Source organism: Microbacterium proteolyticum (genome assembly GCF_029639405.1).
Lineage (GTDB): Bacteria > Actinomycetota > Actinomycetes > Actinomycetales > Microbacteriaceae > Microbacterium.
This window is the reverse complement of sequence record NZ_CP121274.1, coordinates 2,654,106-2,679,050: the sequence shown is the minus strand read 5'-3', so window position 1 is coordinate 2,679,050 and position 24,945 is coordinate 2,654,106. Positions and strand designations below refer to the sequence as shown.

27 protein-coding genes are annotated in these 24,945 nt (G+C 71.5%); 16 read left to right on the top strand and 11 right to left on the bottom strand.

Features of this window, described 5'->3' with window-relative positions; genetic code table 11:
- Positions 1-85: 85 nt before the first annotated feature.
- Entirely contained in the window at positions 86-715 is a 630-nt protein-coding gene (locus P8R59_RS13475) for a TetR/AcrR family transcriptional regulator (protein WP_278101482.1), read from the bottom strand.
- Positions 716-821: 106 nt separating this feature from the next.
- Between P8R59_RS13475 and P8R59_RS13470 the strand changes: the two genes are divergently transcribed.
- The 6 genes from P8R59_RS13470 to P8R59_RS13445 all read left to right on the top strand — a co-directional run bounded on the left by P8R59_RS13470 (position 822) and on the right by P8R59_RS13445 (position 6,932).
- A complete protein-coding gene (locus P8R59_RS13470) occupies positions 822-2,336 on the top strand; it encodes an MFS transporter (protein ID WP_278101481.1) in 1,515 nt (504 codons plus the stop codon).
- A 201-nt stretch (positions 2,337-2,537) separates the two neighbouring features.
- On the top strand, positions 2,538-3,515 hold the full coding sequence (locus P8R59_RS13465) for a lytic transglycosylase domain-containing protein (protein WP_278101480.1): 978 nt from the start codon (positions 2,538-2,540) through the stop codon (positions 3,513-3,515).
- Positions 3,516-3,653: 138 nt separating this feature from the next.
- Positions 3,654-5,240: a radical SAM protein gene (locus tag P8R59_RS13460; protein WP_278101479.1), complete on the top strand. Its 1,587-nt coding sequence runs from the start codon at positions 3,654-3,656 to the stop codon at positions 5,238-5,240.
- Positions 5,237-5,554: a hypothetical protein gene (locus P8R59_RS13455; RefSeq protein WP_278101478.1), complete on the top strand. Its 318-nt coding sequence runs from the start codon at positions 5,237-5,239 to the stop codon at positions 5,552-5,554. Before P8R59_RS13460 ends, P8R59_RS13455 begins: the two co-directional genes overlap by 4 nt.
- 3 nt (positions 5,555-5,557) lie before the next feature.
- The gene (locus P8R59_RS13450) at positions 5,558-6,370 is read left to right on the top strand and encodes a prolipoprotein diacylglyceryl transferase (protein WP_278101477.1); all 813 of its coding nucleotides are present in this window, start codon (positions 5,558-5,560) and stop codon (positions 6,368-6,370) included.
- The gene (locus P8R59_RS13445) at positions 6,354-6,932 is read left to right on the top strand and encodes a hypothetical protein (protein ID WP_278101476.1); all 579 of its coding nucleotides are present in this window, start codon (positions 6,354-6,356) and stop codon (positions 6,930-6,932) included. The genes P8R59_RS13450 and P8R59_RS13445 overlap by 17 nt, the downstream gene beginning before the upstream one ends.
- Positions 6,933-7,133: 201 nt before the next feature.
- Here the strand turns inward: P8R59_RS13445 and P8R59_RS13440 are convergent, their stop codons facing one another.
- From P8R59_RS13440 to P8R59_RS13420, 5 genes are all read right to left on the bottom strand, one after another.
- Positions 7,134-8,831: an ABC1 kinase family protein gene (locus P8R59_RS13440; RefSeq protein ID WP_278101475.1), complete on the bottom strand. Its 1,698-nt coding sequence runs from the start codon at positions 8,829-8,831 to the stop codon at positions 7,134-7,136.
- A 52-nt stretch (positions 8,832-8,883) separates the two neighbouring features.
- Positions 8,884-9,459, bottom strand: a complete 576-nt coding sequence (locus P8R59_RS13435; protein ID WP_278101474.1) for a PadR family transcriptional regulator — start codon at positions 9,457-9,459, stop codon at positions 8,884-8,886.
- Between the two features lie 88 nt (positions 9,460-9,547).
- On the bottom strand, positions 9,548-10,462 hold the full coding sequence (locus P8R59_RS13430) for a phospholipase (protein ID WP_278101473.1): 915 nt from the start codon (positions 10,460-10,462) through the stop codon (positions 9,548-9,550).
- 412 nt (positions 10,463-10,874) lie between these two features.
- Positions 10,875-12,554 (bottom strand): glucose-6-phosphate isomerase, encoded by a 1,680-nt coding sequence (gene pgi, locus P8R59_RS13425; RefSeq protein WP_278101472.1) that lies wholly within the window; start codon positions 12,552-12,554, stop codon positions 10,875-10,877.
- 63 nt (positions 12,555-12,617) lie between these two features.
- Complete coding sequence (locus P8R59_RS13420) at positions 12,618-13,343, bottom strand: NUDIX hydrolase (RefSeq protein ID WP_431606856.1); 726 nt, start codon at positions 13,341-13,343, stop codon at positions 12,618-12,620.
- A 97-nt stretch (positions 13,344-13,440) separates the two neighbouring features.
- On the opposite strand from P8R59_RS13420, the gene P8R59_RS13415 reads away from it, so the two are divergent.
- From P8R59_RS13415 to P8R59_RS13405, 3 genes are read left to right on the top strand one after another with little or no spacing between them, the layout of a single operon-like run.
- Positions 13,441-13,752: a hypothetical protein gene (locus tag P8R59_RS13415; protein WP_278101471.1), complete on the top strand. Its 312-nt coding sequence runs from the start codon at positions 13,441-13,443 to the stop codon at positions 13,750-13,752.
- A gap of 16 nt (positions 13,753-13,768) precedes the next feature.
- A complete protein-coding gene (locus P8R59_RS13410; RefSeq protein ID WP_278101470.1) occupies positions 13,769-14,449 on the top strand; it encodes a response regulator transcription factor in 681 nt (226 codons plus the stop codon).
- Positions 14,446-15,417 carry a sensor histidine kinase gene (locus P8R59_RS13405; RefSeq protein WP_278101469.1) on the top strand — a complete coding sequence of 324 codons (972 nt, stop codon included), beginning with the start codon at positions 14,446-14,448 and terminating at the stop codon, positions 15,415-15,417. The genes P8R59_RS13410 and P8R59_RS13405 overlap by 4 nt, the downstream gene beginning before the upstream one ends.
- On the opposite strand, the gene P8R59_RS13400 is transcribed toward P8R59_RS13405, so the two are convergent.
- The 4 genes from P8R59_RS13400 to P8R59_RS13385 form a co-directional block, all read right to left on the bottom strand.
- The gene (locus P8R59_RS13400) at positions 15,370-16,224 is read right to left on the bottom strand and encodes an FAD:protein FMN transferase (RefSeq protein WP_278101468.1); all 855 of its coding nucleotides are present in this window, start codon (positions 16,222-16,224) and stop codon (positions 15,370-15,372) included. The two genes, P8R59_RS13405 and P8R59_RS13400, sit on opposite strands and share 48 nt — an antisense overlap.
- Positions 16,221-16,754: an FMN-binding protein gene (locus tag P8R59_RS13395; protein WP_278101467.1), complete on the bottom strand. Its 534-nt coding sequence runs from the start codon at positions 16,752-16,754 to the stop codon at positions 16,221-16,223. Before P8R59_RS13395 ends, P8R59_RS13400 begins: the two co-directional genes overlap by 4 nt.
- A 20-nt stretch (positions 16,755-16,774) precedes the next feature.
- Entirely contained in the window at positions 16,775-18,205 is a 1,431-nt protein-coding gene (locus tag P8R59_RS13390) for a ferredoxin reductase family protein (RefSeq protein WP_278101466.1), read from the bottom strand.
- A gap of 81 nt (positions 18,206-18,286) precedes the next feature.
- The gene (locus P8R59_RS13385) at positions 18,287-19,114 is read right to left on the bottom strand and encodes an SDR family NAD(P)-dependent oxidoreductase (protein ID WP_278101465.1); all 828 of its coding nucleotides are present in this window, start codon (positions 19,112-19,114) and stop codon (positions 18,287-18,289) included.
- Positions 19,115-19,300: 186 nt separating this feature from the next.
- Here P8R59_RS13385 and msrB point away from each other — a divergent pair, with 186 nt between their 5' ends.
- From msrB to P8R59_RS13370, 3 genes are all read left to right on the top strand, one after another.
- Positions 19,301-19,759 (top strand): peptide-methionine (R)-S-oxide reductase MsrB, encoded by a 459-nt coding sequence (msrB, locus tag P8R59_RS13380; protein ID WP_077049951.1) that lies wholly within the window; start codon positions 19,301-19,303, stop codon positions 19,757-19,759.
- A 38-nt stretch (positions 19,760-19,797) separates the two neighbouring features.
- On the top strand, positions 19,798-20,352 hold the full coding sequence (msrA, locus tag P8R59_RS13375; protein ID WP_077049950.1) for a peptide-methionine (S)-S-oxide reductase MsrA: 555 nt from the start codon (positions 19,798-19,800) through the stop codon (positions 20,350-20,352).
- Positions 20,353-20,436: 84 nt separating this feature from the next.
- Positions 20,437-20,799 carry a GntR family transcriptional regulator gene (locus tag P8R59_RS13370; protein WP_278101464.1) on the top strand — a complete coding sequence of 121 codons (363 nt, stop codon included), beginning with the start codon at positions 20,437-20,439 and terminating at the stop codon, positions 20,797-20,799.
- Position 20,800: 1 nt separating this feature from the next.
- Here the strand turns inward: P8R59_RS13370 and P8R59_RS13365 are convergent, their stop codons facing one another.
- Complete coding sequence (locus P8R59_RS13365) at positions 20,801-21,406, bottom strand: hypothetical protein (RefSeq protein WP_278101463.1); 606 nt, start codon at positions 21,404-21,406, stop codon at positions 20,801-20,803.
- Positions 21,407-21,438: 32 nt separating this feature from the next.
- Here P8R59_RS13365 and P8R59_RS13360 point away from each other — a divergent pair, with 32 nt between their 5' ends.
- Genes P8R59_RS13360 through P8R59_RS13345 form a run of 4 tightly spaced genes read left to right on the top strand, consistent with a single transcriptional unit; the run spans position 21,439 to position 24,945 of the window.
- Positions 21,439-21,879 carry an AAA family ATPase gene (locus P8R59_RS13360; RefSeq protein ID WP_278101462.1) on the top strand — a complete coding sequence of 147 codons (441 nt, stop codon included), beginning with the start codon at positions 21,439-21,441 and terminating at the stop codon, positions 21,877-21,879.
- Between the two features lie 50 nt (positions 21,880-21,929).
- Positions 21,930-23,162: an NAD(P)/FAD-dependent oxidoreductase gene (locus P8R59_RS13355; RefSeq protein WP_278101461.1), complete on the top strand. Its 1,233-nt coding sequence runs from the start codon at positions 21,930-21,932 to the stop codon at positions 23,160-23,162.
- A gap of 45 nt (positions 23,163-23,207) precedes the next feature.
- Complete coding sequence (locus P8R59_RS13350; RefSeq protein ID WP_077049942.1) at positions 23,208-23,534, top strand: YciI family protein; 327 nt, start codon at positions 23,208-23,210, stop codon at positions 23,532-23,534.
- A gap of 1 nt (position 23,535) precedes the next feature.
- A complete protein-coding gene (locus P8R59_RS13345) occupies positions 23,536-24,945 on the top strand; it encodes a hypothetical protein (protein WP_278101460.1) in 1,410 nt (469 codons plus the stop codon).

Here is a 24,945-nt window from a genome sequence, read left to right as displayed (position 1 = left end):
GGCGTGCGGAACGAGCCACACGAGTGACACTCGAGGTTACCAGAATCAGAGCCCCGTTCGCGGGGCGGGGTCGGCATCCCGCCGGTCAGCGCTTCTCGCTCAGGCCGAGCGCGGGCAGCACGATCGCGTCGACGACCGACACCAGGAAGGCGCGCGTGACGGGCCGGCGCTCCACCAGCAGGCGGTGGGCCACCATGGCGGAACCGACCGAGGCGATGAGGTCGATGTCGACGTCCGCGGGAACCTCGCCGCGGGCGATCGCCCGCTCGATGAGCACGCGGTGGGCGGCACGACGCGGCGCCACGAGCGCCTCCTCGGCGACGTCCGCGAGCTCGGGCGACTTCGAGAGCATCGACACGATGCCCGCCATCACCTGCATCTTGCGCTCCGCGTCGGCGATCGACGGCTCTTTGATCATCGCGAGGAGGTCACCGCGCAACGTGCCCGTATCCGGAAGCGACGAGAGGTCGTAGGCCCCCCGCTTCATACAGGCGACCGCGTCGATCACCAGTTCGGACTTAGACGGCCACCGGCGGTAGAGCGTGGCCTTTCCGGCGCGGGCGCGAGCGGCGACCTCGTCGATCGTCATCCGCTCGAACCCCGTCTCCGCGAGCACGTCGAGAGCCGCCTCGAGGATCTCCGGATCGCGGCTGAGGTCGCGCTTGCGACCGAGTCGCGGCGTGTCGGTCGCCGTCTGATCGGGGGCCGTCGTCATCGCACGTCCTTACGTCGGGGTGCGCCCCACCCTATGTCATTACGGAACAACGTGTTTCAGGAACATTTCATTTCCGAAACTCATTCGTTCCGTATATGTTGTCGCCATGACCTCCTCCCCTGCCGCCCAGCCCACCACGGCGGCACCCGCGACCCCGTCCCGCCGACGGTGGCTGACACTGGCCATCGTCGGAATCGCCCAGCTGATGGTCGTGCTCGACGCGACCGTCGTGAACATCGCCCTCCCCTCCGCTCAAGCCGATCTCGGCTTCTCCGACGGTGACCGCCAGTGGGTCGTCACCGCCTACTCCCTCGCGTTCGGATCACTCCTCCTCCTCGGCGGACGACTCTCCGACCTCTTCGGCCGCAAGCGCACGTTCATCGCCGGACTCATCGGCTTCGCCGCCGCCTCGGCACTGGGGGGCGCGGCACCCGACTTCGGCGTCCTCGTGGCCGCGCGCGCTCTGCAGGGTGTGTTCGGCGCGCTGCTGGCTCCGACCGCGCTCGCGGTCCTCACCACAACGTTCACGATCCCGCGGGAGCGCGCCCGCGCGTTCGGGGTCTTCGGTGCGATCGCCGGCGCAGGCGGGGCCGTCGGGCTCCTGCTGGGCGGCTTCCTCACCGAGAGCCTCGACTGGCGCTGGAACCTCTACATCAACGTGGTCTTCGCGATCGTCGCGATCATCGGCACGCTCCTGTTCGTCGGGCGGGTGGAGAGCGACGGTCCGCGTCCGCGACTGGACCTCCCCGGAACCGTCCTCGTGTCCGCCGGTCTGTTCGGCGTCGTCTACGGGTTCGCCAACGCCGAGACCGAGGGATGGGACTCACCGCTCAGCTGGATCCCGCTCGCCTCCGCCGCCGTCCTCCTGACCGCCTTCGTCCTCTGGCAGCGTCGGACGGAACACCCCCTGCTCCCCTTGGTCATCCTGACCGAGCGCAACCGTGCCGCGGCCTACCTGTCCATCCTCATCGCGGGCGCGAGCATGTTCGGGATCTTCCTCTTCGTCACCTACTTCCTGCAGGCGACGCTGGGATTCAGCCCGATCCAGACCGGACTCGCATTCCTCCCGATGGTCGCCATGCTGGTCCTGGCCGCGCAGCTGTCCACGAACCTCCTGTTCCCCCGCCTCGGCGCGAAGGTCATGGTTCCCCTCGGAATGCTGCTCGGCACCGGCGGCATGCTGCTCCTGACCCGCCTCACCGTCGACAGCGTGTACGTCAGCGACGTGCTGCCGGGCCTGATCCTGCTGGGCCTCGCGATGGGGTCGATCATGCCCGCGTCGATGCAGACCGCCACACTCGGCGTGGACCGCCACTTCGCGGGAGTGGCATCCGCGATGGTGAACACGAGCCAGCAGGTCGGCGGCTCGATCGGCACGGCACTCCTGAACACGATCGCCGCGACCGCCACCACGGCCTATCTCACCGACCACGTCGCCGACGGACCGGGCGCGCTCGGCCCCGCGGCCGTCGCCGGCTACACCACGGCCTTCACGTGGGGTGCGGCGTTCTTCGCGGGCGGCGCACTCCTCGCGGCGCTCCTCTTCCGACGCCGGGCACGCGGTTCGCTCACGCCCACGGCGACCGCGGAGCATCCCTCCGAACCCGTCGTCGCCGCCTGAACCGAACCGGGTCGGGACACTCCGTCGAGAGTCACGACCCGGCGGTGGAAGAGCCACGGATCAGCCCTTTTCCTCCCCCCGGAAACCGCGCTCCGCCCAGGTTCCGTCCAGACAGGCGTGCCAGGCTCCCCGTTTCGTGCCCGCTTTTCGCGGACCGGACGTGCGATACCCGCGCCGTCCTCCTGACACGAAACCGGTTTTATGCGCTCTGATTCGACGCCCTCGTCCAACCGCCGCGACCGACGCCTGGCCTCCCGCCGGGCACGTCGCCGCCCTGCACTGACCGCCGGCGTCCTCGCCGTCGGAGTGCTCGCCACCGCCGCTCTCACCGGCACCGCTCCCCTGGCATCCGCCACCCCGTCCGACGATCTGGCGTCGGCCTCCTTCCGCCTCGCGAGCTTCTCCGCGCCGAGCGAGGCCGCCGCTCCCGAAGCCGTGGCCGCACGAGCCGCGGTGACCGCCGCCGGCACCACGTCCGAGGCCGCGACCGCAGTGCAGAACGACATCGCGGCATCCGGTCTGGACATCGGGCAGACCGCCGACGTCGACACGTCGGAGCTCACCGCCGCGACCGAGCGCCTGAGGGACGCCCAGACACTTCCCGCGACCTTCCTCCCCGAGCTCACCGACCGCGTGACCGCCGCCACCTCGGCCGTCAGCGAGCGCGTCGCCATGCTGAGAGGCAGCCTTGACGCCGCCGTCGCCGAGAAGCAGGCCGAGGAAGCCGCCGAGAAGGCGCGCCAGGAGGCCGAAGCAGCCGCTCAGGCGAAGGCCGAACAGGAAGCCGCAGCCGCATCCTCGTCATCGTCGTCCTCGTCGTCGTCGGGCGGTTCGGCTCCGGTCGCCGCCTCCGGCGGGGGTTCGGGGGACAACAGCCCCGGGGGTGCCCAGGCCACCGCGCGCGGAATGCTCGCCGGGTTCGGGTGGGGCGACGACCAGTTCTCCTGCCTCGTCTCGCTGTGGAACAAGGAGTCCGGCTGGAACGTCCGCGCCTACAACGCCGGCAGCGGCGCCTACGGCATCCCGCAGGCCCTCCCCGGCAGCAAGATGGGCTCGGCCGGCGCCGACTGGGAGACCAACGCCGCCACCCAGATCTCCTGGGGTCTCGGCTACATCTCGGGTCGCTACGGCAGCCCGTGCGGCGCCTGGGGTCACTCGCAGTCGACCGGGTGGTACTGACCCGCGACACCCCGCGAAGGGCCGCACCGGTGATGCCGGTGCGGCCCTTCCGTCTTCTCCGGCGCGCCCCCTCCTCCACAGCGAGTGTGCTGTGGACGGGTCTGGTGAGCGACGCGACGGCATGGCTAGGGTGTCCGGATGACTCCCCCCGGAACCGGAATGCCCCTGCGGGACTACCGCATCCATCGATACGTCAACGCATTCTGCCCGCTGTGCCACGAGGAGGACCCCGAGCGGCCGCTCGACCAGGTGCAGCGACTGTCGGGGTGGCTGGCCGACCGCGACGGCACGGTGTGGCTGGAGCGCGGATGCGCCACACACGGACTCGTGCGGACGCTCTACGACGAGTCCGCGGAGATCCTCACCTATCTCGAGCAGTGGACGGCACCGACGAAGGTGCACACGCCGGACGTCGCCGGCAACTTCGCGCCGGTGCCCTCGGCGTACCAGGACGGCCTGCCCGCGATGCAGACGCAGCACACCTGCATCCTGCTGGAGGACCTCACCGACCACTGCAACCTGCGCTGTCCCACCTGCTTCGCGGAGTCCGGGCCCGCGGCATCCACCGTGGCTCCCCTGGCGGAGGTGCTCGCATCGGTGGATGCACGCCTCGCCAAGGAGAACGACCGGATCGATGTCCTGATGCTCTCCGGGGGCGAACCGACGCTGTACCCGTGGTTGGAGCAGCTGCTCGAGCACCTCGTCGCCCGACCGGTCGTGCGCATTCTCATCAACTCGAACGGGCTGCGGATCGCCCAGGACGACGCGTTCGTCGAGGTTCTGAAGAAGCACCGGCAGCGCGTGGAGATCTACCTGCAGTACGACGGCGAGTCGGCGGAGTCGTCGAGTTTCCACCGCGGCGCCGACATCCGCCGCTTCAAGGAGCGCGCGCTCGAGCGACTGTCTGACGCCGGGGTGTTCACGACCCTCACGATGACCGCGACCCTCGGCGTCAACGACGACGAGATCGGGGCCGTCATCCGTCGGGCGCAGAACACGCCGTACGTCGGCGGCGTCACGATCCAGCCGGTCTTCGGCTCCGGGCGAGGCTCGGGCATCGACCCGGACGACCGACTGACGCACACGGGCGTCCTCGCGCGCCTCGGACCGCAGACCGACGGCGACATCACGTGGCGCGACCTGACGGCATTGCCGTGCAGTCACCCACACTGCTGCTCGGTGGGGTACTTCCTGAAGGACGACTCGGGCGAGTGGAAGTCGCTCGTGGGACTCATCGGCCATGAGCGGCTCAAGGAGTTCCTCGACCTCTCCCCCGATCTGGTGGCGAACCGCATCGCCGACTCGAACGTCAACAAGGCGATCCGCGAGGTCGTGAAGACGTCGTTGCTCGACCTGCTCAGCGAGCAGTCCTCGTTGTCGCACCCGTCCATGGCATCCATCTGGGGCGACATCTGCCGCAACTGCGACCTGGGCATCGGGACGCTCGCGACCCTCGCGGCCTCGAAACTCCCGGGCCAGCACGCGCGGCTGCGCTCCATGCTCGGCGAACGGGTGCTGCGCGTCACCGTCAAGCCCTTCATGGACATGAACACGATGATCGAGGAGCGCCTGACCCAGTGCTGCGTGCACGTGGCCACGGTGAACGCCACGACCGACGCGCACCAGTGCGCCCCCTTCTGCGCGGTGCAGGCGTGGGCGCCGCTGTCGCGCACCCGCCTCTCAACGGCGACGGGTCGTCGCCCGATCCCGGTGACGGTGCGATGAGCGCGTCGGAGTTCCTGCACCTCAACCAGCGCGATCCGTCGGTGCCGGCCCCGCCGGGCGGCTTCGACCCGCTCCGGCTGTGCGTCTTCACCACGATCGCCGTGATCAGCGCGCTCCTCGGCCCGGTCGCCGTCGCCGTCTTCGCGGGCGTGGCGATCGCGGGGTACCGCGCGGCCCGGCGGGGAGGTCTGCTGCGCTCCCGCTGCAAGCTCGGCGACACCCGCGTGGTGCTGGCGTACCTCTGGGCGGTCGAGGTGCTCGCGGTGGTCGGCATCCCGTTCTGGGTGCTCCTGTGGGTCCGGGTCTGGAGCTAGCCCGTGTTCCCCCTGCTCGAAGATCTCGCGCCGTGGCTGCCCCCGTGGGACACCCATTCGACGCTGGTCATGATCGCGCTCGTCGCCGCGGGCATCGTGTTCCTCATCGAGAAGCGTCGGCGCCGAGTCGACGACCCGCAGATCGTCTACCTGGTGCTCGGCGCCCTCGTCGGCGCGGCGATCTTCTCCCGCCTGGGCACGTGGGCGCAGCACCTCGATCCGTCCCAGAATCTGAGCCTCGTCGACCAGCTCGCGCGCGGGAACGCGTCGATGCTGTCGGCGCTCGTCGGCGCATGGGCCGGCGTCCACGTCGCCAAGCGCATCGTGCGCTATCCCCACCGCAGCGGCGATCTCTTCGCCCCGGCCGTCGCTCTCGCGCTCGCCATCGGCCGCATCGGATGCCTGCTCACCGAGAAGCCCGGGACCCCGACGGGAGGCGACTGGGGCATCGTGCTCGACCCCGCCGCCGCGGCCCGGGTGGGTGCGCCCGCGGGAGTGCCGTTGCACCCGAGCTTCGTGTACGAGATCGCCTTCCACGTCGTCGCATTCTGCGTTCTGTGGTTCTGGCTGCGTCATCGACCCATCGCCGCCGGCGAGACGCTCACCCTCTTCATCGCGGCCTACGCGATCTTCCGGTTCGGCGTCGAGTTCGTCCGCGGGAACGACGTGGCCTGGGCGGGGCTGACCCGCCCGCAACTGTTCCTCGCCGTGTCGATCCCGCTCCTGATCGCGCGGCTCGTGTGGATGGCACGGCGCGGCGATTTCACTTCCGGTTCCCCCCGACCAGAGAGGCTTACGGATGCCACAGCAGCCTGACGCGCCCGACGAACACGAGGATGTTCCCCCGGAGGAGACGAAGGCACCGGACGGCGTCTCACCGCGGGACGACACACCGGAGCCGGAGCGCGGCGCGCAGCCGGATGCGCCCGATGCCGCGCCCGCGCCGCCCTCCGCTGCCGCGCAACAGGAGTGGCCTCCCCCGGCGGCCTTCCCTGCGCACCCCGGCGGCCCCGCGGCGACAGACGACGGCGTCGTTCCCGCGCCGCCTCGGGACACCGCTCCGCCGGAGGAGCCCGGAGCGCCGGCCGGATCCGGTGCCCCCGCGGCCCCGCCTGCGGCAGGCCGCGGGCCGGGGGTGGGCGTCGGCGTCGGTCTCGGGTGCGTCGCGCACGTGATCGCGTTCCCCCTGATGTTGATCACCCTGATGAGCGCCGCGGGCATCTGGGGTGCGCTCTGGCCGTTCTACGTCATCGGGCTGGCCGCGATCGTCGGGATGTTCTCCGAGGCCAGCCGGAAGGTCTCGACGGGGGTCCTCATCGTCAGTGCGGCCGCGTGGATCGTCTTCCTCGGCCCGTGCGTCGCGCTCGTGGGCGGCTGAGGTCGGCGGCCGGCGCGGCGCGCAGCGGAGCGGCGGCTGAGCTCGGCGGCCGGCGCGGCGCGCAGCGAGGCCGCGACTGGCTCGGCGATCGGCGCGGCGCGCAGCGAGGCCGCGACTGGCTCGGCGATCGGCGCGTCGCGCAGCGAGGCAGCGGGTGGCTCGGCCCCCGCCGCGCCCCGCGACGCGAGCGGAGGCCGACGATCAGCGACCGCTGCGTCGTGCGACGATCCCCGCGAAGAGCGCGTGCGCGGCCGGGCCGATCGACAGCACCATCAAGACCGTGCCGAAAACGGCCTGCTCGGCCTGCAGCAGGATGCCGCCCACGAGGAGCCCCGTGAAGAGCACCGCCGAGACGACCCGACGGATCATGCGCTCGAGGTCGCGCAGACGGCGCTCCACCCGCGGGACCTGAGCGGACACGCCGCCCTCCTCGACCCGGGAGATGAGCGCGTCGAGGCGCCGCGGCAGACGCGCGGTGAGGGCCGCGACCGAGGCGGCCTCGCGCGCCAGCGCCTGAACGGTGTTCCCGCTCTCCTCGCGGATGAGGCGCTGCGCGTACGGCTCGACGGCATCCCAGATGTTGAAGGCCGGATCGAGCCCGCTGCACATCCCGCTCGTCAGGGACATCGCCCGGACGATGAGGAGGAAGTTCTCGGGCAGCTGGAACGGCAGCGCCCGCACCACGTCACCGAACTCGACGGCGAAGGCACGGAACTCCCGCGGGTCCACCTCCTGCAGCTCGGCGAAACCCATCCCGCCGAAACGGGAGAACAGCTGGGTCATGGCCCGCTCGAGCTGAACGGTGTCGGCCGAGGGGAGCAGGACGCCGACGTCACGGATCCCGTCGACGAGACCCTTTCCGTCGCGCGACGCGGCGGCGATCAGCACGCGCCGCAGACCCTTGCGGAGGTTCGGCGGCACCTCGCCCATCATCCCGAAGTCGATGAACGTGAACCGCCAGGCCGGGGAGCCGGCATCCGTGGAACCGGGGAGCGGTGTCACGAAGACGTTTCCCGGGTGCGGGTCGGCGTGGAAGAACCCGTCGTCGAACAACTGGTCGAACATGACGGCGGCGAAACGCCGGGCGACCTCGGCGGGATCGATCCCCGCCGCGCGAAGGGCGTCGACGTCGTTGATCTTGATCGCCGTGACGTCCTGGAGGGTCAGCAGCCGTCGAGTCGTGCGCTCCCAGACCACCTCCGGGACGGCCACTCCCCCTTCGCCGCCGAAGTCCTCGGCGAAGCGTTCGGAGTTCGCCGCCTCGTGGAGGTAGTCGATCTCTTCCAGGCTCGTCGCGGCGAACTCCTCGACGAGAGCGGGCATGTCGACGCGGTCACGGACGAGGGCGACCCGACTCAACCAACCGCCGACCTTGCGGAGCGCCCGCAGATCGACGTCGACGATCCGGTCGATCCCGGGGCGTTGGATCTTGACGACCACATCGCGCAGCCCCGTGTCCTCGGCCAGCGCGTCGGTGAGGACGGCGCGATGCGCCTGCCCCAGTGAGGCGGCCGCGAGCGGGCGCTCGTCGATCGATGCGAACGCCCGCTCCAGCGGCATCCCGAGCTCTTCCTCCGCACGCGCCCGCATCTGGGCGAACGGCACCGACGGCACCTCGTCCTGCAGACCCTCGAGCTCTTTGGTGATGATGGGCGGCAGGACGTCGAGGCGCGAGGACATGAACTGTCCGACCTTGATCATCAGGCCGCCGAGGTCGATCGCGAGTCCGTGGAATCGGCGGGCGATGATCTGCAGCCGGCGGGTGCGGCCCCGGGCGGAGATCCGCTCGAGGCCGAGCCGCGGCAGGAACAGCTCATACCACCATGCCTGGACGAGATAGCGCGCGGCGAACCGCGTGATGCGCCGATAGCGGGCGCGCATGAGGGCGTCGTCGGTCATCGGATCTCCGGGATGCCGATGCCCCCACGAAGGCCGTCGGGATCGGGCACCCTCAGCTCTGGGCGAGGATGGAGTAGAGCTTACGGCGGGCCTCGTCGAGGATCTCGACGGCCTGCGCGACCTGCTCCTTGTCACCCGTGCGGGCAACCTGGGCCGCCGCCTGCGCCAGTTCGACACCGGCCTTCGGCAGCGCCGTCATCCGGCCGCCGTCGCGCGTGGTCGCCGACTCCCACGGAGCGGTGCGCTCGGTGGTCTCGTCGCCCGCCGCGGCGCGCCCTTCCTCGGTGAGCGAGTACGTCTTGCGCCCACCGGACTCCTCGGCGCGCACGAGGCCCTCGTCGGTGAGCAGCTGCAGCGTGGGGTACACCGAGCCGGGGCTGGGCTTCCACGAGCCGCCGCTGCGCTCCTCGATCTCACGGATGATCTGGTACCCGTGCATGGGCTGCTCGAGCAGCAGGGACAGCACGGCGGAGCGCACATCGCCCTTGTTCATCCGCGAGCCGCCCGAGGTCTTCTGCTCGAACTGCGTGCGGAGCTGCTCCATCGCGTCGAGGATGTTCGACATCGGCCAGCCTTGCCCGGCGGCACCGCGGGCGCCGAAGGCGTCTCCCAGGAACGAACCACTCATGATGACCTCCCGAAAAGCGGACTCCCGATGAGTCCAGCGATACACAACGATATATCGCTGAGGAGGAACCGAGCCTGAGAATTCCCGATCAGTACCAGTCGGTCGCCTGCGAGTGCGCCCACGCGCTGCAGGGGGTGCCGTAGCCGCGGGAGATGTAGTCGAGACCCCACTTGATCTGCGTCGCGGCGTTGGTCTGCCAGTCGTCGCCGAACGTGGCCATCTTGCTCCCGGGAAGGGACTGCGGGATGCCGGTCGCGCCGCTGGAGTTGTAAGCCTGGTAGTTCCACCCGGATTCCTTGGTCCACAGCGACACCAGGCAGGAGAACTGGTCGGAACCCCACCCGTACTGCTCGGACGCGTAGGACTGGGCGAACTCCTTCGCCCCCTCGGGGGTGTTGACCCGCGCCAACGCCTCGGCGGCTTCCTTCTGCCGCTGCGCCTCCGCCGCCGCAGCGGCCTCGGCCTGGCGCTGAGCCTCGGCCGCGGCATCCGCAGCCTCCTTCGCGGCGACGGCGTCGTTCAGGCTGCCGCGGAGGACGGCGACCCGCTCGGCGACCCGCTCGGCCTCGCTGCTGGCGTTCTGGCTCAGAGCCGGCACGAGCACGACCGGGAGCAGATCCGAGGACGACAGACGATCGGTCGCGGTCTCCAGCGCCGAGGTGTCCACCGACGCGTCTCCGACGGAGAGCGGCAGACCGGCCGTCTGGATGTCGGATTCGACCGTCGCCGCATCCGCGAGCGTGGCCTGGGCCCGGGTGAGCGCGGCGTCGGCGTCGCCGACGACGCCCTCGAGCGTGGGGGACGTCGCGACGGAGGATTGCGCCGCACGGAAGGCCGGAGCGGCGAACGAGGACGCCGCCGCATCGGGGAGCGACAGCGGCGCCGCCGCGGCGACCCCGGTCAGAGCGACGATCCCCAGAGCCACTCCGGCGCACGTGGCGGCGGTGGCGAGGGTGCGGCGGGCGCGGTTGACATGGGTGAGCTTCAGATCGGAACGCAGCAAAACGTGAGGAGTCTTTCGTCATCGGGCGCGTCTCGTCGGGTACGAGCGCGAAATCGTGCCGTCGGGTCGGCACAGGACCCCGAGTGTGAGGTGCTCTTCTGGACGTTATCTATTCGTTACCTGAAAGGCTCGTGCACGCCGCCGTCGCAGTCGGCCGCACCCGCGGAGGTCGCGGCAGGGGCACGGACCGGGTGCGCGAGCGCCCGGATCGAGAGCTGCGATTATCCCTCTGATCAGGTATTTATCAGGGAAGCGGCGCGACGCGCGCGCTTCCCGAGCGCCGGAGCGGGAGGGCAGACCGGCCACCAACGACGAGACGGGCCGATCCGGCGAGAAAAATTCCCGCGAATCGACCCGCCACGTGATGCTCCGGAGCCCTCAGCCCCGACCGGGCGGCGAAGCCCGCCCGGGATCAGGCGCGGTGCGCGCGGTAGTAGTGCAGCAGCGCCGCCGTCGAGGCATCCTGAGACGCGAGAGCGTCATCGTCGCCCTCGATCGCGGGAGCGATCTGCAGAGCGAGCTGCTTGCCGAGCTCGACGCCCCACTGGTCGAACGAGTTGATGCCCCACACGGTGCCCTGCGTGAACGTGATGTGCTCGTACAGCGCGATGAGCTGGCCGAGCACCGCGGGGGTGAGCGCCGGCGCGAAGATCGACGTCGTCGGACGGTTGCCGGGGAACGTGCGCGCCGCCACGAGCGCACCGGTCGTGCCCTCGGCCTCGACCTCTTCGGCGGTCTTGCCGAACGCCAGGGCCTTCGTCTGCGCGAGGAAGTTCGCGAGGAACAGACCGTGCACGTCGCGGCCGCCGTCGGCGAGCGGATAGGCCGGGTTCACGAAGGCGATGAAGTCCGCGGGGATGAGGCGCGTGCCCTGGTGGATGAGCTGGTAGAAGGCGTGCTGACCGTTCGTGCCGGGCTCGCCCCAGAAGATCTCGCCCGTGTCGGTCGTGACCGGCGAGCCGTCCCAGCGCACCGACTTGCCGTTGGACTCCATCGTGAGCTGCTGGAGGTACGCCGCGAAGCGGCTCAGCTGCTGGGCGTACGGCAGGACCGCGTGCGACTGCGCGCCGAGGAAGTTGGTGTACCAGACGTTCAGGAGCCCCAGGAGGACGGGCACGTTCTGCTCGACCGGCGTGGTCGCCACGTGGACGTCCACGGTGTGGAAACCGCTCAGCAGTTCGCGGAAGGCCCCCGGGCCGAAGACGATCGCGAGCGACAGACCGATCGCGGAGTCGACGGAGTAGCGCCCGCCGACCCAGTCCCAGAAACCGAACGCGTTGGCCGGGTCGATGCCGAAGGCCTCGACCTTGTCGAGCGCGGTGGAAACGGCGACGAAGTGATGCGCGACGGCGTCGACGCGCGCCTGGTCGGTGTCGTCGATGGCGCCCGCACCCGCGAGTCCGGCCCACAGCCAGTCCCGCGCGAGACGCGCGTTCGTGAGGGTCTCGAGAGTGGTGAAGGTCTTGGACGCGACGATGAACAGCGTCGTCTCGGGATCGAGGTCGGCGGTCTTCTCGGCGATGTCGGTCGGGTCGATGTTGCTGACGAACCGGGCCTGGATGCCGGCATCCGCCAGGGGCTTGAGGGCTTCGTACACCATCACCGGACCGAGGTCGGAGCCGCCGATGCCGATGTTGACGACGTGCGTGACCTTCTTTCCCGTCACGCCCTGCCATTCCCCGCTGCGCACACGCTCCGCGAACGTCGCCATGGCCGACAGCACCGCCTGGACGTCGTGGTCCACATCCTGCCCGTCGACGTGCAGAGCGGGCGTGGCGTCGGCGGGGCGACGCAGAGCCGTGTGCAGCACGGCGCGGTCCTCGCTCGTGTTCAGGTGCGCGCCACGGAGCATCTCGGCGAACCGCTCACGCACCCCCGTCTCGTCGGCGAGCGCGACCAGAGCGTCGAGGACCTCGGCGGTGACGAGGTTCTTCGAGAGGTCGACGTGCAGATCTCCCACGGTGCGGGTGAGGCTCTCGACGCGGCTGGGGTCTGCGGCGAACCATCCGCGCAGGTCGGGGTCGAAGCTCTCGCGGAGGGCCGTGAGGCGGGTCCAGGCGGACGTGGTGGTGGGGTCAACGGGAGCAGTCACGACCCCCACGCTAGCGACCCCGGGCGACACCCGCGCGCGGCGTGACGAACCGGGAGGAAAACGCTAGGAGACGGACGCTCGGGGTGGAGTCGCCGCGGTCCCCGGACCGGGCACCGGAAGAGCGATCTCCCGCGTGGCATCCCAGGGTTCGGTCCACCCGAGACGATCGAACAGGCCGTCGAGGAGCATCGCGGTGAAGCCCCACACCACGTGGGTTCCCGTCGCGTGCGGGACGAGGAACGCGGGCCCGCGCCACTCGCGGCCATCGCGATGGATCCGGGTGGTTCCGCGCCGCGCCGGGTCGAGCAGATCGGCCACCGGCGCCCGGAACACTGCCGCGGACTCGGCGGCGTCGACCGCGCGCACCGGAGTGGGCCGATCCCACCAGGCGACCACCGGCGTCACGAGATGCCTCGAGTACGCCAGGGGGACGCGCGGAAGCGTGCCGATGACGTTCACCCCGGCGGGATCGAGGCCGGTCTCCTCCCGCGCCTCTCGGAGCGCCGCGTCCACCGGGCCGGCATCCCCCGGATCGACCCGGCCGCCGGGGAACGCGATCTGCCCGGGGTGCGCACGGAGGGTGTCGGCGCGGGAGAGGAGGAGGACGTCCAGATCGGGGGGCACGGACGCGGCGGTGTGCGCCGCGGGCACGGCATCCAGCGTGCCGAAGAGCATGAGCACGGCGGCGGCGCGGGCACCCTCCTCCACCGGGAGTGCGCGCAGGTCGGCGAACATCTCCCCCGTCGCGTCCTCGACGACCGTACGGAGGTCGTCGCGCGGGGAGGGCATGGATCGAGGGTAGCCCCGGGCGACCGACGGGGCCGCGCGTTCCCGTCCCTGCCCCCGGCGGGGCGGGACGTGTGAGGATGAACGCGGGAGGTGCCCGATGACCGAAAGACTCCACGCCGTGACCCTCGTCGTCGACATGCCCATCACCAAGATCGACGCCCTCGACGTGATCGCCTTCGCCGCCGACGGCGGGGTGGACGATGCCCGCACGTCGCACCCGCGCGTGTGGTTGGCCCCCCACGCGTGGGTCGAGGTGGAGATCCCGAAGTTCGCCGATCCGCCGCCGTTCGCGATCGACGTCTATTCCGACGTCTCCGGCGAGGTCGCGTGGGCGCAGGCGCATCGGCTGCACGCCGCCCTGGAGAGGCTGGGCTGGACCGTCGAGCGGCCCCGCCGGAGCGCGCGATGAGCGTGAGCGGGGCCCGATGAGCACCCCCGAGGACACCCGACGGCCCCGCCTGCTCTACGTCGAGGACGACGGCGAGATCTCGGCCATGACCACCGAGGTGCTCGCCGAGGCGTACGACGTCACGCACGAGAGCGACGGTGTGGTCGCGCGCGACCGAGCCCTGCGCGAACGGTTCGACCTCATCGTCCTGGACCGACGGCTCCCCCGACTCGACGGGGAGCACATCGTCCAGGCTCTGCGCACGGCGCGCATCACCACCCCGGTTCTCCTCCTCACCGCCCTCGGCTCCGTCGCCGATCGCGTCGACGGCCTGGATGCCGGCGCAAACGACTACCTCGTCAAACCGTTCGACTACGACGAGCTGCTCGCGCGTCTGCGCGCCCTGCTGCGCGGCTTCCGCGCCGAGGGCCGCCGGCGGGCCGTGGCGGACTGGACGTACGTGCCGGATGCCGCGGCGGTGTACGCCCCGTCCGGTGCGCGCGTGACGCTCACCGCCACCGAGAACGCTCTGCTGGACCTGCTCACCTCGAGCCCCGACCACGTGTTCTCGCGCGAGCAGATCGCCCGTGACGTCTTCTCGTCCGTCGATGCGGTCACCACCGTCGACACCTACGTCCACTATCTCCGACGCAAGTGCGCCCCGGACGTGGTCGAGACCGTCCGAGGACGCGGCTACCGCGCGGGCGGTGCCCGGTGAGCGCCGCGGAGGACCGTCGGGTCGTCCGGCGGGCGGGGGCACGGGTCGGTCTGCTGGTCGGGGGCGCCTCCGCGGTCGCTCTGACGATCGGCGTGGCGATCCTGGTCGGCGTGCTGCTGACCGGCGCGCGGAGGGAGACCGACCACCACGGGGGTCGCGGCGGTCTCCCGGGCGATCGCGTCGTGGTCGATTTCGACGACGTCCTGCCGTGGGTGCTCGGCCTCGGGCTGCTCGGCGTCGCCGTGATCGGCGTCGTGGGGTGGGCGGCATCCCGATGGTCGGTCCGACCGCTCGACGAAGCGCTCCGACGCCAGCGGGCCTTCGTCTCGGATGCCAGCCACGAACTGCGCACGCCCCTGACGGCGCTCAGCAGCCGCGTGCAGATCGCGCAGCGGCGTCTCGCCCGCGGCGAACCGCTCGACGACACCCTCGACCGGCTGCGGCGCGACGCCGACCTCATGGACGACGTCCTCACCGACATGCTGCTGTCGGCGGAGGGGGCGGCGTCCGCGGACGGGACCGCGGCCGTGGCCGACGGCCTTCGGTCCGCGGAGGCGGTGGTGGCTCCGCTCGCCGCCGAGGCGGGGGTCGCGGTCGAGGTCGACGCGGGACCGGAGGGTCTCCGGGTCGACATGCCGACGGTCACCCTCACGCGGGTGGGCATCGCGCTCATCGACAACGCGGTGAGCCACGCCCCCGGCGGCAGCGCCGTGCGCGTCACGGCGAGTGTCGCCGGCGACACCGTCGAGATCCGGGTCATCGACGCGGGTGGGGGCATCCGCCCCGAGGATCAGGGGCGCATCTTCGAGCGGTTCGCGCGCGGCGCGGAATCGGGGCGTCGCCGGGGATTCGGTCTCGGGTTGGCGCTGGTCCGCGAGGCCACCGAGCGGCACGGGGGCACGATCGCCGTCGAACGCACCTCAGCCGAAGGCACGGTCTTCCTGCTCCGGCTCCGCCGCGCCCGTTGACGGGTCGACGAGGCTCTGGAAACGGTCGATCTCGATGCCACCCGCCCACCGGCGGACGCGTCCGTCGGCCCAGACGATCCCGGAGGTGACCGGCGCGGTGCGGACGGCCTCGAGGTCGTCGACGCCCGCGACGGCCGCGACCGTGGCCCAGACGTCCGCCACGGTGAGGGTGTCGGCCACGACGGTCGCCGAGACGAGACCGGGCACCGGCCGCAGGGACCGCGGGTCGATCAGATGAGCCCCGCGCTCGGCCGTCCCGGACGTCGCGACGGCCCCCTCGGCGAGGGCGATGGTGGACAGGACACCCGCGGAGTCCTCGGGGTCGGCGACGCCGACGTTCCACACGTGCCCGCTCCCGGGAGCCCGGAGAAGACGCATGTCGCCGCCGACGTTGACCGCCGCGGCCTCCACTCCCGGAAGCGACAGGACGTCGGCGAGCGCGGTGGACGCGGCATCCACCGACCACCCCTTGACGACGCCGGTGGGGTCGAACCACCCGCGCCACCACGCGTCGAAGACGCCGCCGGTGTCGTCCCGGAGACGGCGGCACAGCTCCTCGACCTCGCGCACGCGGGGGTCGACGTCGTCGAGCCCGCGGAGGCCGTCGCGCAGCAGACTCACGTCGGAGTCGGCGCGGTAGGTCGAGAACACGCTCTCGTCGTCGCGCATCCGCGCGATGACCGCGGCGATGGCGGTGTCGACCTGCGCACGAACCGCGGCGTCGGTCGTCGCACGCCCGCGGACCTGCACGGTCACGACCGTCCCCATGACCGGCTCGACGACCGTGACGGCGGGGAGGGCACTCATACGTGCGCCTCATCGAGCGCGGCCTGCAGAGAGGTCCGGTACCCGGTGCTGGTGTACGTGGCGCCCGAGACCATGTCGATCTCGGCCGACTGCGCGGCGAGGGTCTCCTTCACGAGGATCGGCACGGCGCGGGAGTTGATCTGCTGGTCGCGGCCGTTCTCGGACGGGTAGACGGGGACCTGCACGTCCGTGACGACTCCGCCGGACACCGTGATCTGAACCTGCACGGGGCCGAAACGGGTGTTCGCGGCCGAGCCGGTGTAGGTGCCGTCCGCGAGACCCGATGACGCGGGGGCCGCCTGCGTCGGGGCGGCGGCCGACGGCGCGGAGGCCGAGGCCGACGGCGAGGCCGACGCCGACGCGGAGGCGGAGGGCGACGCCGATGGTGTGGCGCGCTGGGCCGAGGCGGGCGCAGGGGTCGTGGCCGGCAGGGCCACCGCCGTCTCGCCGCCGCCGAGCGACGTGCGGTAGCTGAACAGCAGCACGAGGCCGGTGAGCGTCGCCATCACGGCGTAGAAGATCTTCTTCATCTCTGTCTTCCTCTCAGGTCTCAGACGGTGAACGACTCGGCGTGGACGCGGTCCGACGGAACCCCCGCGCGGCGCAGGTCGGCGCGCACGGCATCCATCCACGCCCCCGGACCGCAGAGGTAGACGTCGTACTGGTCGAGGTCGGGGGCGACGTAACGCAGGAGGTCGACGCCGCTCCACGCGGCGTGGCCGGCCGACAGCCACGGCGAGGCTCCGGGAGCACGCGGTCCCACCAGGGCGGCGTAGCGCAGGCCTCGGTCGCGCTCGAGGCGCCCGATGGCCTCCCGGCGGAGGGCGTCGCCCTCCGCGTGGTCGCGCACGAGGAGCGTCGCCTCACCCGGAGACCATGCGGAACCCTCGGCGAGCGCGACCAGCGGTGCGACGCCGGCGCCCGCGCCGATGAGGAGGAGCTTGCGCCCGGTGCGCTCGTCCGCCGTCATCTCGCCGTAGGGCCCTTCGATGAGGACGCGCGTCCCCGGACGGACGGATGCCAGCCGCGAGGTGCCGTCGCCGACGAGCCGTGCCGCGATCGTCAGCGATGTCCCGTTGGGGGCCGCGGCGAGCGAGAACGGGTGGCCACGGGTCCAGCCGGGGCCGTCGAGGAACCGCCACACGAAGAACTGACCCGCGCGCACCGGCATCCGGTGCAGGCCCCGCCCGGTCATCGTGACGGCGACACCGCGGTCGCCGTCCCGGTGGACCGTCGAGACGCGGAGCCCGTGCCGCAGCGAACGGAGCAGGGGCAGACCGACGCGGAAGACGAGCACGGCCGCTGCCGTCGCGCCCCACAGCGCCCACCAGTACACCGTGGCGAGGGGGTGGGCGGTGAAGTCGGCACCGGTCCACAGCATGTGCGGGACGGCGAGCCCGACCCCGAGGTAGCCGTACAGGTGCAGGAGGTGCCACGACTCGTAGCGCAGACGCTTCCGCGCCTTGCGGATCGAGGTCGCGACGACCAGGAGGAGCAGGCCCGTTCCGGCGGTGGCCAGCAGCATGCCCGGGTAGTCCCACACGAACTCCCACAGCTGCACGATCGGATTCACCGCCGCGGATTCGGCGTAGCCGAGGGTCTGCAGCACGATGTGCGCCGAGAACAGCGCGAAGGACCAGAAGCCGACGAGCCGGTGTATCCGGGTGATCCTGTCACGGCCGAAGCCGCGTTCGAACACCGGCACCCGGGCCATGAGCAGCACCTGGTAGAGCAGCAGGTTCGCCGACACCAGTCCGCAGAGCCGACCGAGGGTGTTCAGCGTTTCGGCATCCCTACCGAGAAGGGCTTGGATGCCGCCACCGGCGACCCACAGCGCCACCACCGCGAGGCTCGAGAGCCAGATCAGCGCGGTCGCGGCGAGGGTCCAGCCGAGGCGACCGCGCCGGCGGGCCGTGCGCGGGCGTCGGATCGGCGAAGAGAGGGGGTCCACGCCGAGAGGAACGGTGGTGGTGGCGGTCATGCGCCCAGCGTGGCGGGGGGCCTCCCAGGGTTCACCAAGAAAGCGGCATCCTGGGCCTTCGCATAGGAAACCGACAGCTTCTCAGGACGCGAGCCCCACCAGTTCGGCGCTCCGGTCCCACAGCAGCCGGGCCAGCGCGGGGTCGTCGGCCCGCCGGTGCGTCCGGGCGGGCTTGTTGTTGGCGTAGAAACCGCCGGGCTGCCAGTCGACCCCTGGCTTGCCCAGGGCGAGCCAGGTCAGGCGGGCACCGCCGACGTCGGTCGAGGTCATGAAGCGCTCCGCGAGCGGACCGCCGTACAGGAACTTCCACGACCCGCTGCCGGTGGACCCGAAGCTCGAGGCGATCACCCCCGGGTGGTAGGCGACCGCGGAAAGTCCCGCGTCGCCGAACCGGCGGTTCAGTTCCTTCGTGAACAGCACGTTCGCGAGCTTGGCGTTGCCGTAGGCGCGTGACGCGGAGTAGCGGTGTGCGCCCTGCAGGTCGTCGATGTCGAAGCGGGAGAACAGACGCGCCGCGGCACTGGAGGTCTGGATCACCGACGCCCGAGACTCGATCAGCACCTCGCGCAGGAGGTTCGTCAGCAGGAACGGCGCGAGGTGGTTCACCTGGAACGTGACCTCGTACCCGTCGCCCGTGAGCTTGCGCTCGCCGAAGATCCCGCCGGCGTTGTTGGCGAGGACGTCGATGCGGGGATACTCGGCACGCAGCGTCTCGGCGAGTTCGCGCACCTGCGCGAGGTCGGAGAAGTCGGCGGTGAAGGAGCGCACCCCGAGCGCGTCGGCGACACGACGGGTCTTGTCGGGGTTGCGTCCGACGACCACGACCTCCTCGCCGATCTCGTGCAGCTGCCGAGCGGCGGCCGCGCCGATTCCGTCGCTGGCTCCGGTGATGACGATCGTGCGGGGCATGAATCCTCCTGGGGTGTCGGACGCCACGGTAGCGAGCGCGCCTCTGCCAAATCGGGGGGTTGCCCACGGCATCCGGGAGGCCCGAGAACTCACAGCGCGCTCCCAGCCCCACGGGACCAAAACCGCAGGGCCGCGCGTTCTCCTCAGTGATGCCTGAACCGGCATCGCAGGCGAAAGGACCACACCGTGACCACGGAGTACCGCAAGACGTCGGAGGCGCTGGGCCGCCTCACCGACCGCCAGTTCGCCGTCACGCAGGACGACGCGACGGAGCCGCCGTTCCGCAACGAGTACTGGGACAACCACGAGCAGGGCATCTACGTCGACGTGGTGTCGGGGCAGCCGCTGTTCTCCTCGACGGACAAGTTCGACAGCGGGTCGGGCTGGCCGAGCTTCACCAAGCCCATCGACGCGACCGCGGTCGTGGAGAAGACCGACCGGACGCTGTGGATGAAGCGCACCGAGGTGCGCTCGAGCGGCGCCGACAGCCATCTCGGCCACGTCTTCGACGACGGCCCGCGCCAGGCCGGCGGGCTGAGATACTGCATGAACTCGGCGGCGCTGCGGTTCGTGCCCGTGGCGGAGCTCGAGAAGCAGGGCTACGGCGACTTCCTGTCCCTGTTCCGCGAGACCCGAGCCTCATGAACCTCTTCCCCTTCCGCAACCGCAAAAGGAGCAACACCATGACCAGCGGACCCACCGATTCCGGCGAGATCACCCGCCGCCCCGGCACCGAGACCGCCGTCCTCGCGGGCGGCTGCTTCTGGGGCGTCGAAGACCTCATCCGTCGCCAGCCCGGCGTGCTCGACACGCGCGTCGGCTACACCGGCGGATCGAACGACCACGCGACCTACCGCAACCACCCCGGTCACGCCGAGGCCGTCGAGATCGTGTTCGACCCCACCAAGACGACGTACCGCGACATCCTGGCGTTCTTCTTCCAGATCCACGACCCGTCGACCCTGAACCGTCAGGGCAACGACATCGGCACGAGCTACCGCTCCGCGATCTTCCCCCTCTCCCCCGAGCAGGAGCGGGTCGCGCGCGACACCATCGCCGACGTCGACGCGTCGGGCATCTGGCCCGCGAAGGTCGTCACCACGATCGAGCCCGAGGCTCCCTTCTGGGAGGCCGAGCCCGAGCACCAGGACTACCTGCTCCGCATCCCCAACGGCTACACGTGCCACTTCGTGCGCCCCGGTTGGGTGCTGCCCAAGCGCGAGGACGCGACCGCGTAAGTCTCGAACAGAGGGCCCGGATGCCATGGCATCCGGGCCCTCTCCCGTTCCCCGCGCGCCGACGGTTGGTACGGTGGCGGCACCATGGACATCCGCGTCGACGCCGCCTCCGCCACACCGCCGTTCGCGCAGGTGCGCGCGCAGATCATCGCGCTGATCGACGGCGGCGAGCTGCCGACCGGGACGCGGCTGCCCCCGGTGCGCGCCCTCGCGACCGACCTCGGCCTCGCCGCGAACACCGTGGCGCGCGTCTACAAAGAGCTCGAAGAGGCGCGTTTCGTCGAGACCCGCGGCCGCGCCGGAACGTTCGTCTCGGCGGGGACGGATGCCACGCGCGCCCGCGCCGCGGACGCCGCCGCCGCGTTCGCCCGCGCGATGCGCGACCTCGGTGTCGCGCCGTCGGAGGCGCTGGACCTTGCGCGCGCGGCGTTGGGGAACGAGCGCTGACTCACCCCTGGCCGGGAGCACCCCAGCGCGAACCCGAGCCGGGGTCGGCGCACGTCGCATCGGCGGCGAGTGCGGCGACCTGGGCGCGGATGACGACGGAGCCGTCGTAGATGCGCATGACGTCGAACACGATGCCCTCCTGGCTGTCGGGCGTCGGAAGCTGCCCCACCGACATCTCGCCCGTGTTCCCGGCCGGGTACTGCGGCATGAAAGGAACCGTCAGACCGGGAGTCGGGTTCGCGGCCAGCCAGTTCACGGTGTCGACGGCGTCGGCATCCGGGATCCGCCAATACCCCGTCAGAGTCGCGACCGGCGTGCACGGCCAGCCCACGAAGGAGTGGAACGCCGGGACGTCTCCCGCCTCCACGCGAACAGCCCCGTCGGGCACCGAGGCGGAGTCGAGCCACGTGTGGGCGCGTGCGATCGCGCCGGCCTCGGCCGTGGGGGTCGCAACCGTCGCCGGCACCTCTTCCGACGCGGGCGGCGGGCCTTTGCGTGTCGGCGACGGATCGGCGCTCCCCACCGGCGTGGCGCATCCCGCGAGGACACCGACAAGAATCACGCCGGCGATGATGGACAGCCCCCGCCCCCGGGGTCGCATACGCATGCCGCCACCCTAGCGGCGGATAGCGTGAGGACATGGCGCGGATCCTGCTCACGGGCATGTCGGGCGCGGGCAAGTCGACCCTGCTCGCAGAGCTCGCGCGCCGCGGTCACCGCACCGTCGAGACCGACCTCGACGGATGGACCGACGGGAACGGTGGACCGTGGGACGAAGATCGCATGACCGCTCTCCTCCAGAGTCATCCGGACGTGGTCGTGTGCGGAACGGCGGAGAATCAGGGCCGGTTCCGCGAGCGATTCGATGAGGTCGTGCTCCTGAGTGCTCCCGTCGACGTCCTGATCGAGCGAGTTCGCACGCGGACGGACAATCCCTACGGTCGGACGTCCGCACAGCAGGACGAGATCCGGCGATACGTGCGGGGCGTGGAGCCGGCGCTCCGGCGGATGGCGACGGTCGAGCTGGACGGCCGCCGGCCGGTCGCCGAGCTCGCCGACGCCGTCGAGGCGCTCATCTGAGCGGCCGCAACCCCCGCTTCCCGGCAACGTGCCCTCCCTAGGCTCGAGACGTGAGCGGATACGACGTCGTGGTAATCGGTGCGGGACTCGCGGGGTTGCGATGCGCGACACGGCTGGCCGAGGCGGGACGCGACGTCGTCGTCCTCGAGGCGGAGGACGCCGTCGGCGGGCGCGAGCGTACCGACGTCGTCGACGGGTTCCGCCTCGACCGCGGCTTCCACGTGCTGAACCCCGCGTATCCGGCGGTGCGGCGGTGGGTGGACGTCGGTGCGCTGGCACTGCGCCGGTTCCCGGTGGCCCTCTCGGTGCGGCTCGATGACGGCGTGGCCCGTATCGCCCATCCCCTCCGCCACCCGGCGACGATCCCGGCGTCGCTCGGGAGCGGACTCGTACGCCCCGCCGACCTGCTGCCCCTCGCGCGATGGGCGCTTCCCGTCCTCGCGAGTCCGCGCGCGGTGAAGCGCGGTCCCGATCGCCGTCTCGCCGAGGCGTGGGACCGGGCCGGGGTGCGCGGACCCCTGCGCGAAAGCGTCCTCGAACCGTTCCTTGCGGGCGTGCTCGCCGACGACGATCAGGAGTCCTCGGACATCTTCGTGCGGCTGCTGGTCCGCAGCTTCGCGCTCGGCACCCCCGGTGTTCCCGCCGCGGGCATCGGGGCTCTCCCCGCGCAGCTGGCCGACACCGCGCGACGGGCAGGGGCCGGCATCCGTCTCGCCCACCGCGTCTCCGCAACCCGGCCGCACGGTCGAGGGTGGCGCGTGGATGTCGAGAACGCGGATGCCGTCGACGCCCGCGCCGTCGTCCTGGCCACCGGCCTGACCCCCGGTCTGGATGTCCCGCTCCCCCGCCCGCGGGGCCTTCAGACATGGTGGTTCGCCACCGACGAGCGCCACAACGACGACGGCGCGCTGCGCGTGGACGGGCTGCGCCGAGGACCGATCGTCCACACCGCGATCGTCACGAACACCGCTCCGACCTACGCGCCGCGCGGGCAGCACCTGGTCGAGGCGACCGTCGTGATGCCCACGACCGCGACGGAGGCGGACGTCCGCCGGCACCTCGAGGAGCTGTGGGGCACCGATACCCGACCCTGGCGGCTGCTGCGGCGCGACGACCTCGCGGCGGCGCTCCCCGCGCAGGACCCGCCGCTGCACCTACGGCGGCCGGTCCGCCTGGGCGACGGGCGATACGCGGCGGGCGACCACCGCGACACCGCGTCGATCCAGGGTGCGCTCATCTCCGGGCAGCGCGCCGCCGAGGCGGTGCTGCACGACCTCGGGTGACACGCCCCCTTTCGGCATGTCCGAGGTCGGTGTCACAGTGGCCGCATGCGATTCCTTCTCAACGTCATCGACGACCGCAGCTCTTCCGCGACCGACGACGAGGGTGCGGCGATCGACGCGTTCAACGACCGCCTCGTCGCGGAGGGGCGGTGGGTCCTCGCCGCCGGCGTCGCCCACCCCGCCGACTCGACGGTGGTGGACGCGCGGTCCGGGGAGCCGACGGTCACCCCGGGGCCGGTCAACGACACCGCGGAGTGGGTCGCCGGTTTCTGGATCATCGATGCGGCCGATGTCGACACCGCGCGCGACCTCGCGATCGAGGGTTCGCGCGCCTGCGGTCGCCGCGTCGAGCTGCGTCCCTTCCTCGGCTGACATGCCGACGCACGCGGAACACATCGACCGCCTCAACGCGCTCGGGCCTCGACGCTCCGGGAACGACGCCCATCGCACGCTCACCGACGAGGTCGCCGCCGAGCTCGCCACGCTCGGCTACCGGGTCGAACGCGATACCCACTCGTTCGAGCGCTGGGATGCCGCGGACGATGCCGTGTCACTCACGGTGGAAGGTGACGCCGTCGAGGTGGCCTCGGCGTGGCCGTACTCCGGTGAGACCGGATCATCCGGCGTCACGGCTCCCCTCATCCTGCTCCCGGGTCGACGGAAGCGCTGGGCGTCGGCCGCGGGTCGCATCGCCGTCATCGAGGTCGACAACGTCGAGGCTCCGGCATCCCTCGTCCTCGACTCGTGGGACGGCCGGTTCCCTTTCGACGCCGTGGCGAACCCCGTCATCTCGTCGGAGCTCGCGGGCACCGACCTCACGGCGGCGCGCGCGGCGGGGGTGGTCGGCGTCGTCGCGGTCTGGCGGGGTCTGGACGACCACGAGGCACGCGGCCAATACCTGCCCTTCACTCGCCCTCACCAGGGTCTCCCCGCCGTCTGGGTGCCCGAGTCCGAGGGCGACGGTCTCGTCGCCGCCGCGCGCCGGGGTGAGACCGCGACGCTCGTCCTCGATGCCACCCGCCACCCGGGAGCGACGATGGACACCGTCTGGGCGGTGTCGCCGGGCACGGGCCCGCACGCCGACGAGAGCGTCCTCGTCGTCACGCACAGCGACGGCGGCAACGCCGTGGAGGAGAACGGGTTCATCGGTCTCCTCGAGCTCGCCCGCGACGCGGCCGGCACCCCGCACGACCGGACCATCGTGTTCGTCCTCGTGGCCGGGCACCTCCGCATCCCGGCGGTGACGACGCACGGCCAGGCCACGACGGCCTGGCTGCACGCGCATCCCGAGCTGTGGTCGCCCGCGGCGAGCGGGCTGACGGCCGTGGCGGGACTCGTCATCGAACACCTCGGAGCGAAGCACCGCCGCGACGACGACCCCTCGATGGATGCCGGAGGTGACGCCGCCGAACCGGAGCTGCTGTACGCCACGACCCGCGAGTTCGACGCGCTCGTCCGCACCGAATGGCGGAACCCCGCGGTGCGCCCCGTGCGACCGGGTGCGGTCGTGCACCTCGGCGAGGGCGAGCCCCTGTGGGAGAACGGCATCCCCGCCATCGCCCTCGTGACCGGCCCCGTCTCGCTTCTCGCGGAGACGGCGCACGCCGCAGTCGATTTCGATCTCCTCACCCGCCAGATCGACAGCTTCCGCGCCCTCCAGCGCCACCTCGCGGACGCCCCCGACCGTGCGGCCTTCGGCACCGTGCGGCGCCCCGGGCGGCTGCGGAAACTCCTCGCGGTCGCGCGGATCGCCTGGTTCCTCGCCCGACGCGCGCGGCGCTGA

Coding starts and splice junctions, on each gene's coding strand:
- P8R59_RS13445 (WP_278101476.1), top strand. CDS start 6,354: ATGCCACAGCAGCCTGACGCGCCCGACGAACACGAGGATGTTCCCCCG.
- P8R59_RS13360 (WP_278101462.1), top strand. CDS start 21,439: ATGGCGCGGATCCTGCTCACGGGCATGTCGGGCGCGGGCAAGTCGACC.
- P8R59_RS13415 (WP_278101471.1), top strand. CDS start 13,441: ATGACCGAAAGACTCCACGCCGTGACCCTCGTCGTCGACATGCCCATC.
- msrA (WP_077049950.1), top strand. CDS start 19,798: ATGACCAGCGGACCCACCGATTCCGGCGAGATCACCCGCCGCCCCGGC.
- P8R59_RS13455 (WP_278101478.1), top strand. CDS start 5,237: ATGAGCGCGTCGGAGTTCCTGCACCTCAACCAGCGCGATCCGTCGGTG.
- P8R59_RS13475 (WP_278101482.1), bottom strand. CDS start 715: ATGACGACGGCCCCCGATCAGACGGCGACCGACACGCCGCGACTCGGT.
- P8R59_RS13460 (WP_278101479.1), top strand. CDS start 3,654: ATGACTCCCCCCGGAACCGGAATGCCCCTGCGGGACTACCGCATCCAT.
- P8R59_RS13345 (WP_278101460.1), top strand. CDS start 23,536: ATGCCGACGCACGCGGAACACATCGACCGCCTCAACGCGCTCGGGCCT.
- P8R59_RS13465 (WP_278101480.1), top strand. CDS start 2,538: ATGCGCTCTGATTCGACGCCCTCGTCCAACCGCCGCGACCGACGCCTG.
- P8R59_RS13370 (WP_278101464.1), top strand. CDS start 20,437: ATGGACATCCGCGTCGACGCCGCCTCCGCCACACCGCCGTTCGCGCAG.
- P8R59_RS13385 (WP_278101465.1), bottom strand. CDS start 19,114: ATGCCCCGCACGATCGTCATCACCGGAGCCAGCGACGGAATCGGCGCG.
- P8R59_RS13390 (WP_278101466.1), bottom strand. CDS start 18,205: ATGACCGCCACCACCACCGTTCCTCTCGGCGTGGACCCCCTCTCTTCG.
- P8R59_RS13440 (WP_278101475.1), bottom strand. CDS start 8,831: ATGACCGACGACGCCCTCATGCGCGCCCGCTATCGGCGCATCACGCGG.
- P8R59_RS13435 (WP_278101474.1), bottom strand. CDS start 9,459: ATGAGTGGTTCGTTCCTGGGAGACGCCTTCGGCGCCCGCGGTGCCGCC.
- P8R59_RS13410 (WP_278101470.1), top strand. CDS start 13,769: ATGAGCACCCCCGAGGACACCCGACGGCCCCGCCTGCTCTACGTCGAG.
- P8R59_RS13395 (WP_278101467.1), bottom strand. CDS start 16,754: ATGAAGAAGATCTTCTACGCCGTGATGGCGACGCTCACCGGCCTCGTG.
- P8R59_RS13470 (WP_278101481.1), top strand. CDS start 822: ATGACCTCCTCCCCTGCCGCCCAGCCCACCACGGCGGCACCCGCGACC.
- P8R59_RS13420 (WP_431606856.1), bottom strand. CDS start 13,343: ATGCCCTCCCCGCGCGACGACCTCCGTACGGTCGTCGAGGACGCGACG.
- P8R59_RS13350 (WP_077049942.1), top strand. CDS start 23,208: ATGCGATTCCTTCTCAACGTCATCGACGACCGCAGCTCTTCCGCGACC.
- P8R59_RS13400 (WP_278101468.1), bottom strand. CDS start 16,224: ATGAGTGCCCTCCCCGCCGTCACGGTCGTCGAGCCGGTCATGGGGACG.
- P8R59_RS13365 (WP_278101463.1), bottom strand. CDS start 21,406: ATGCGTATGCGACCCCGGGGGCGGGGGCTGTCCATCATCGCCGGCGTG.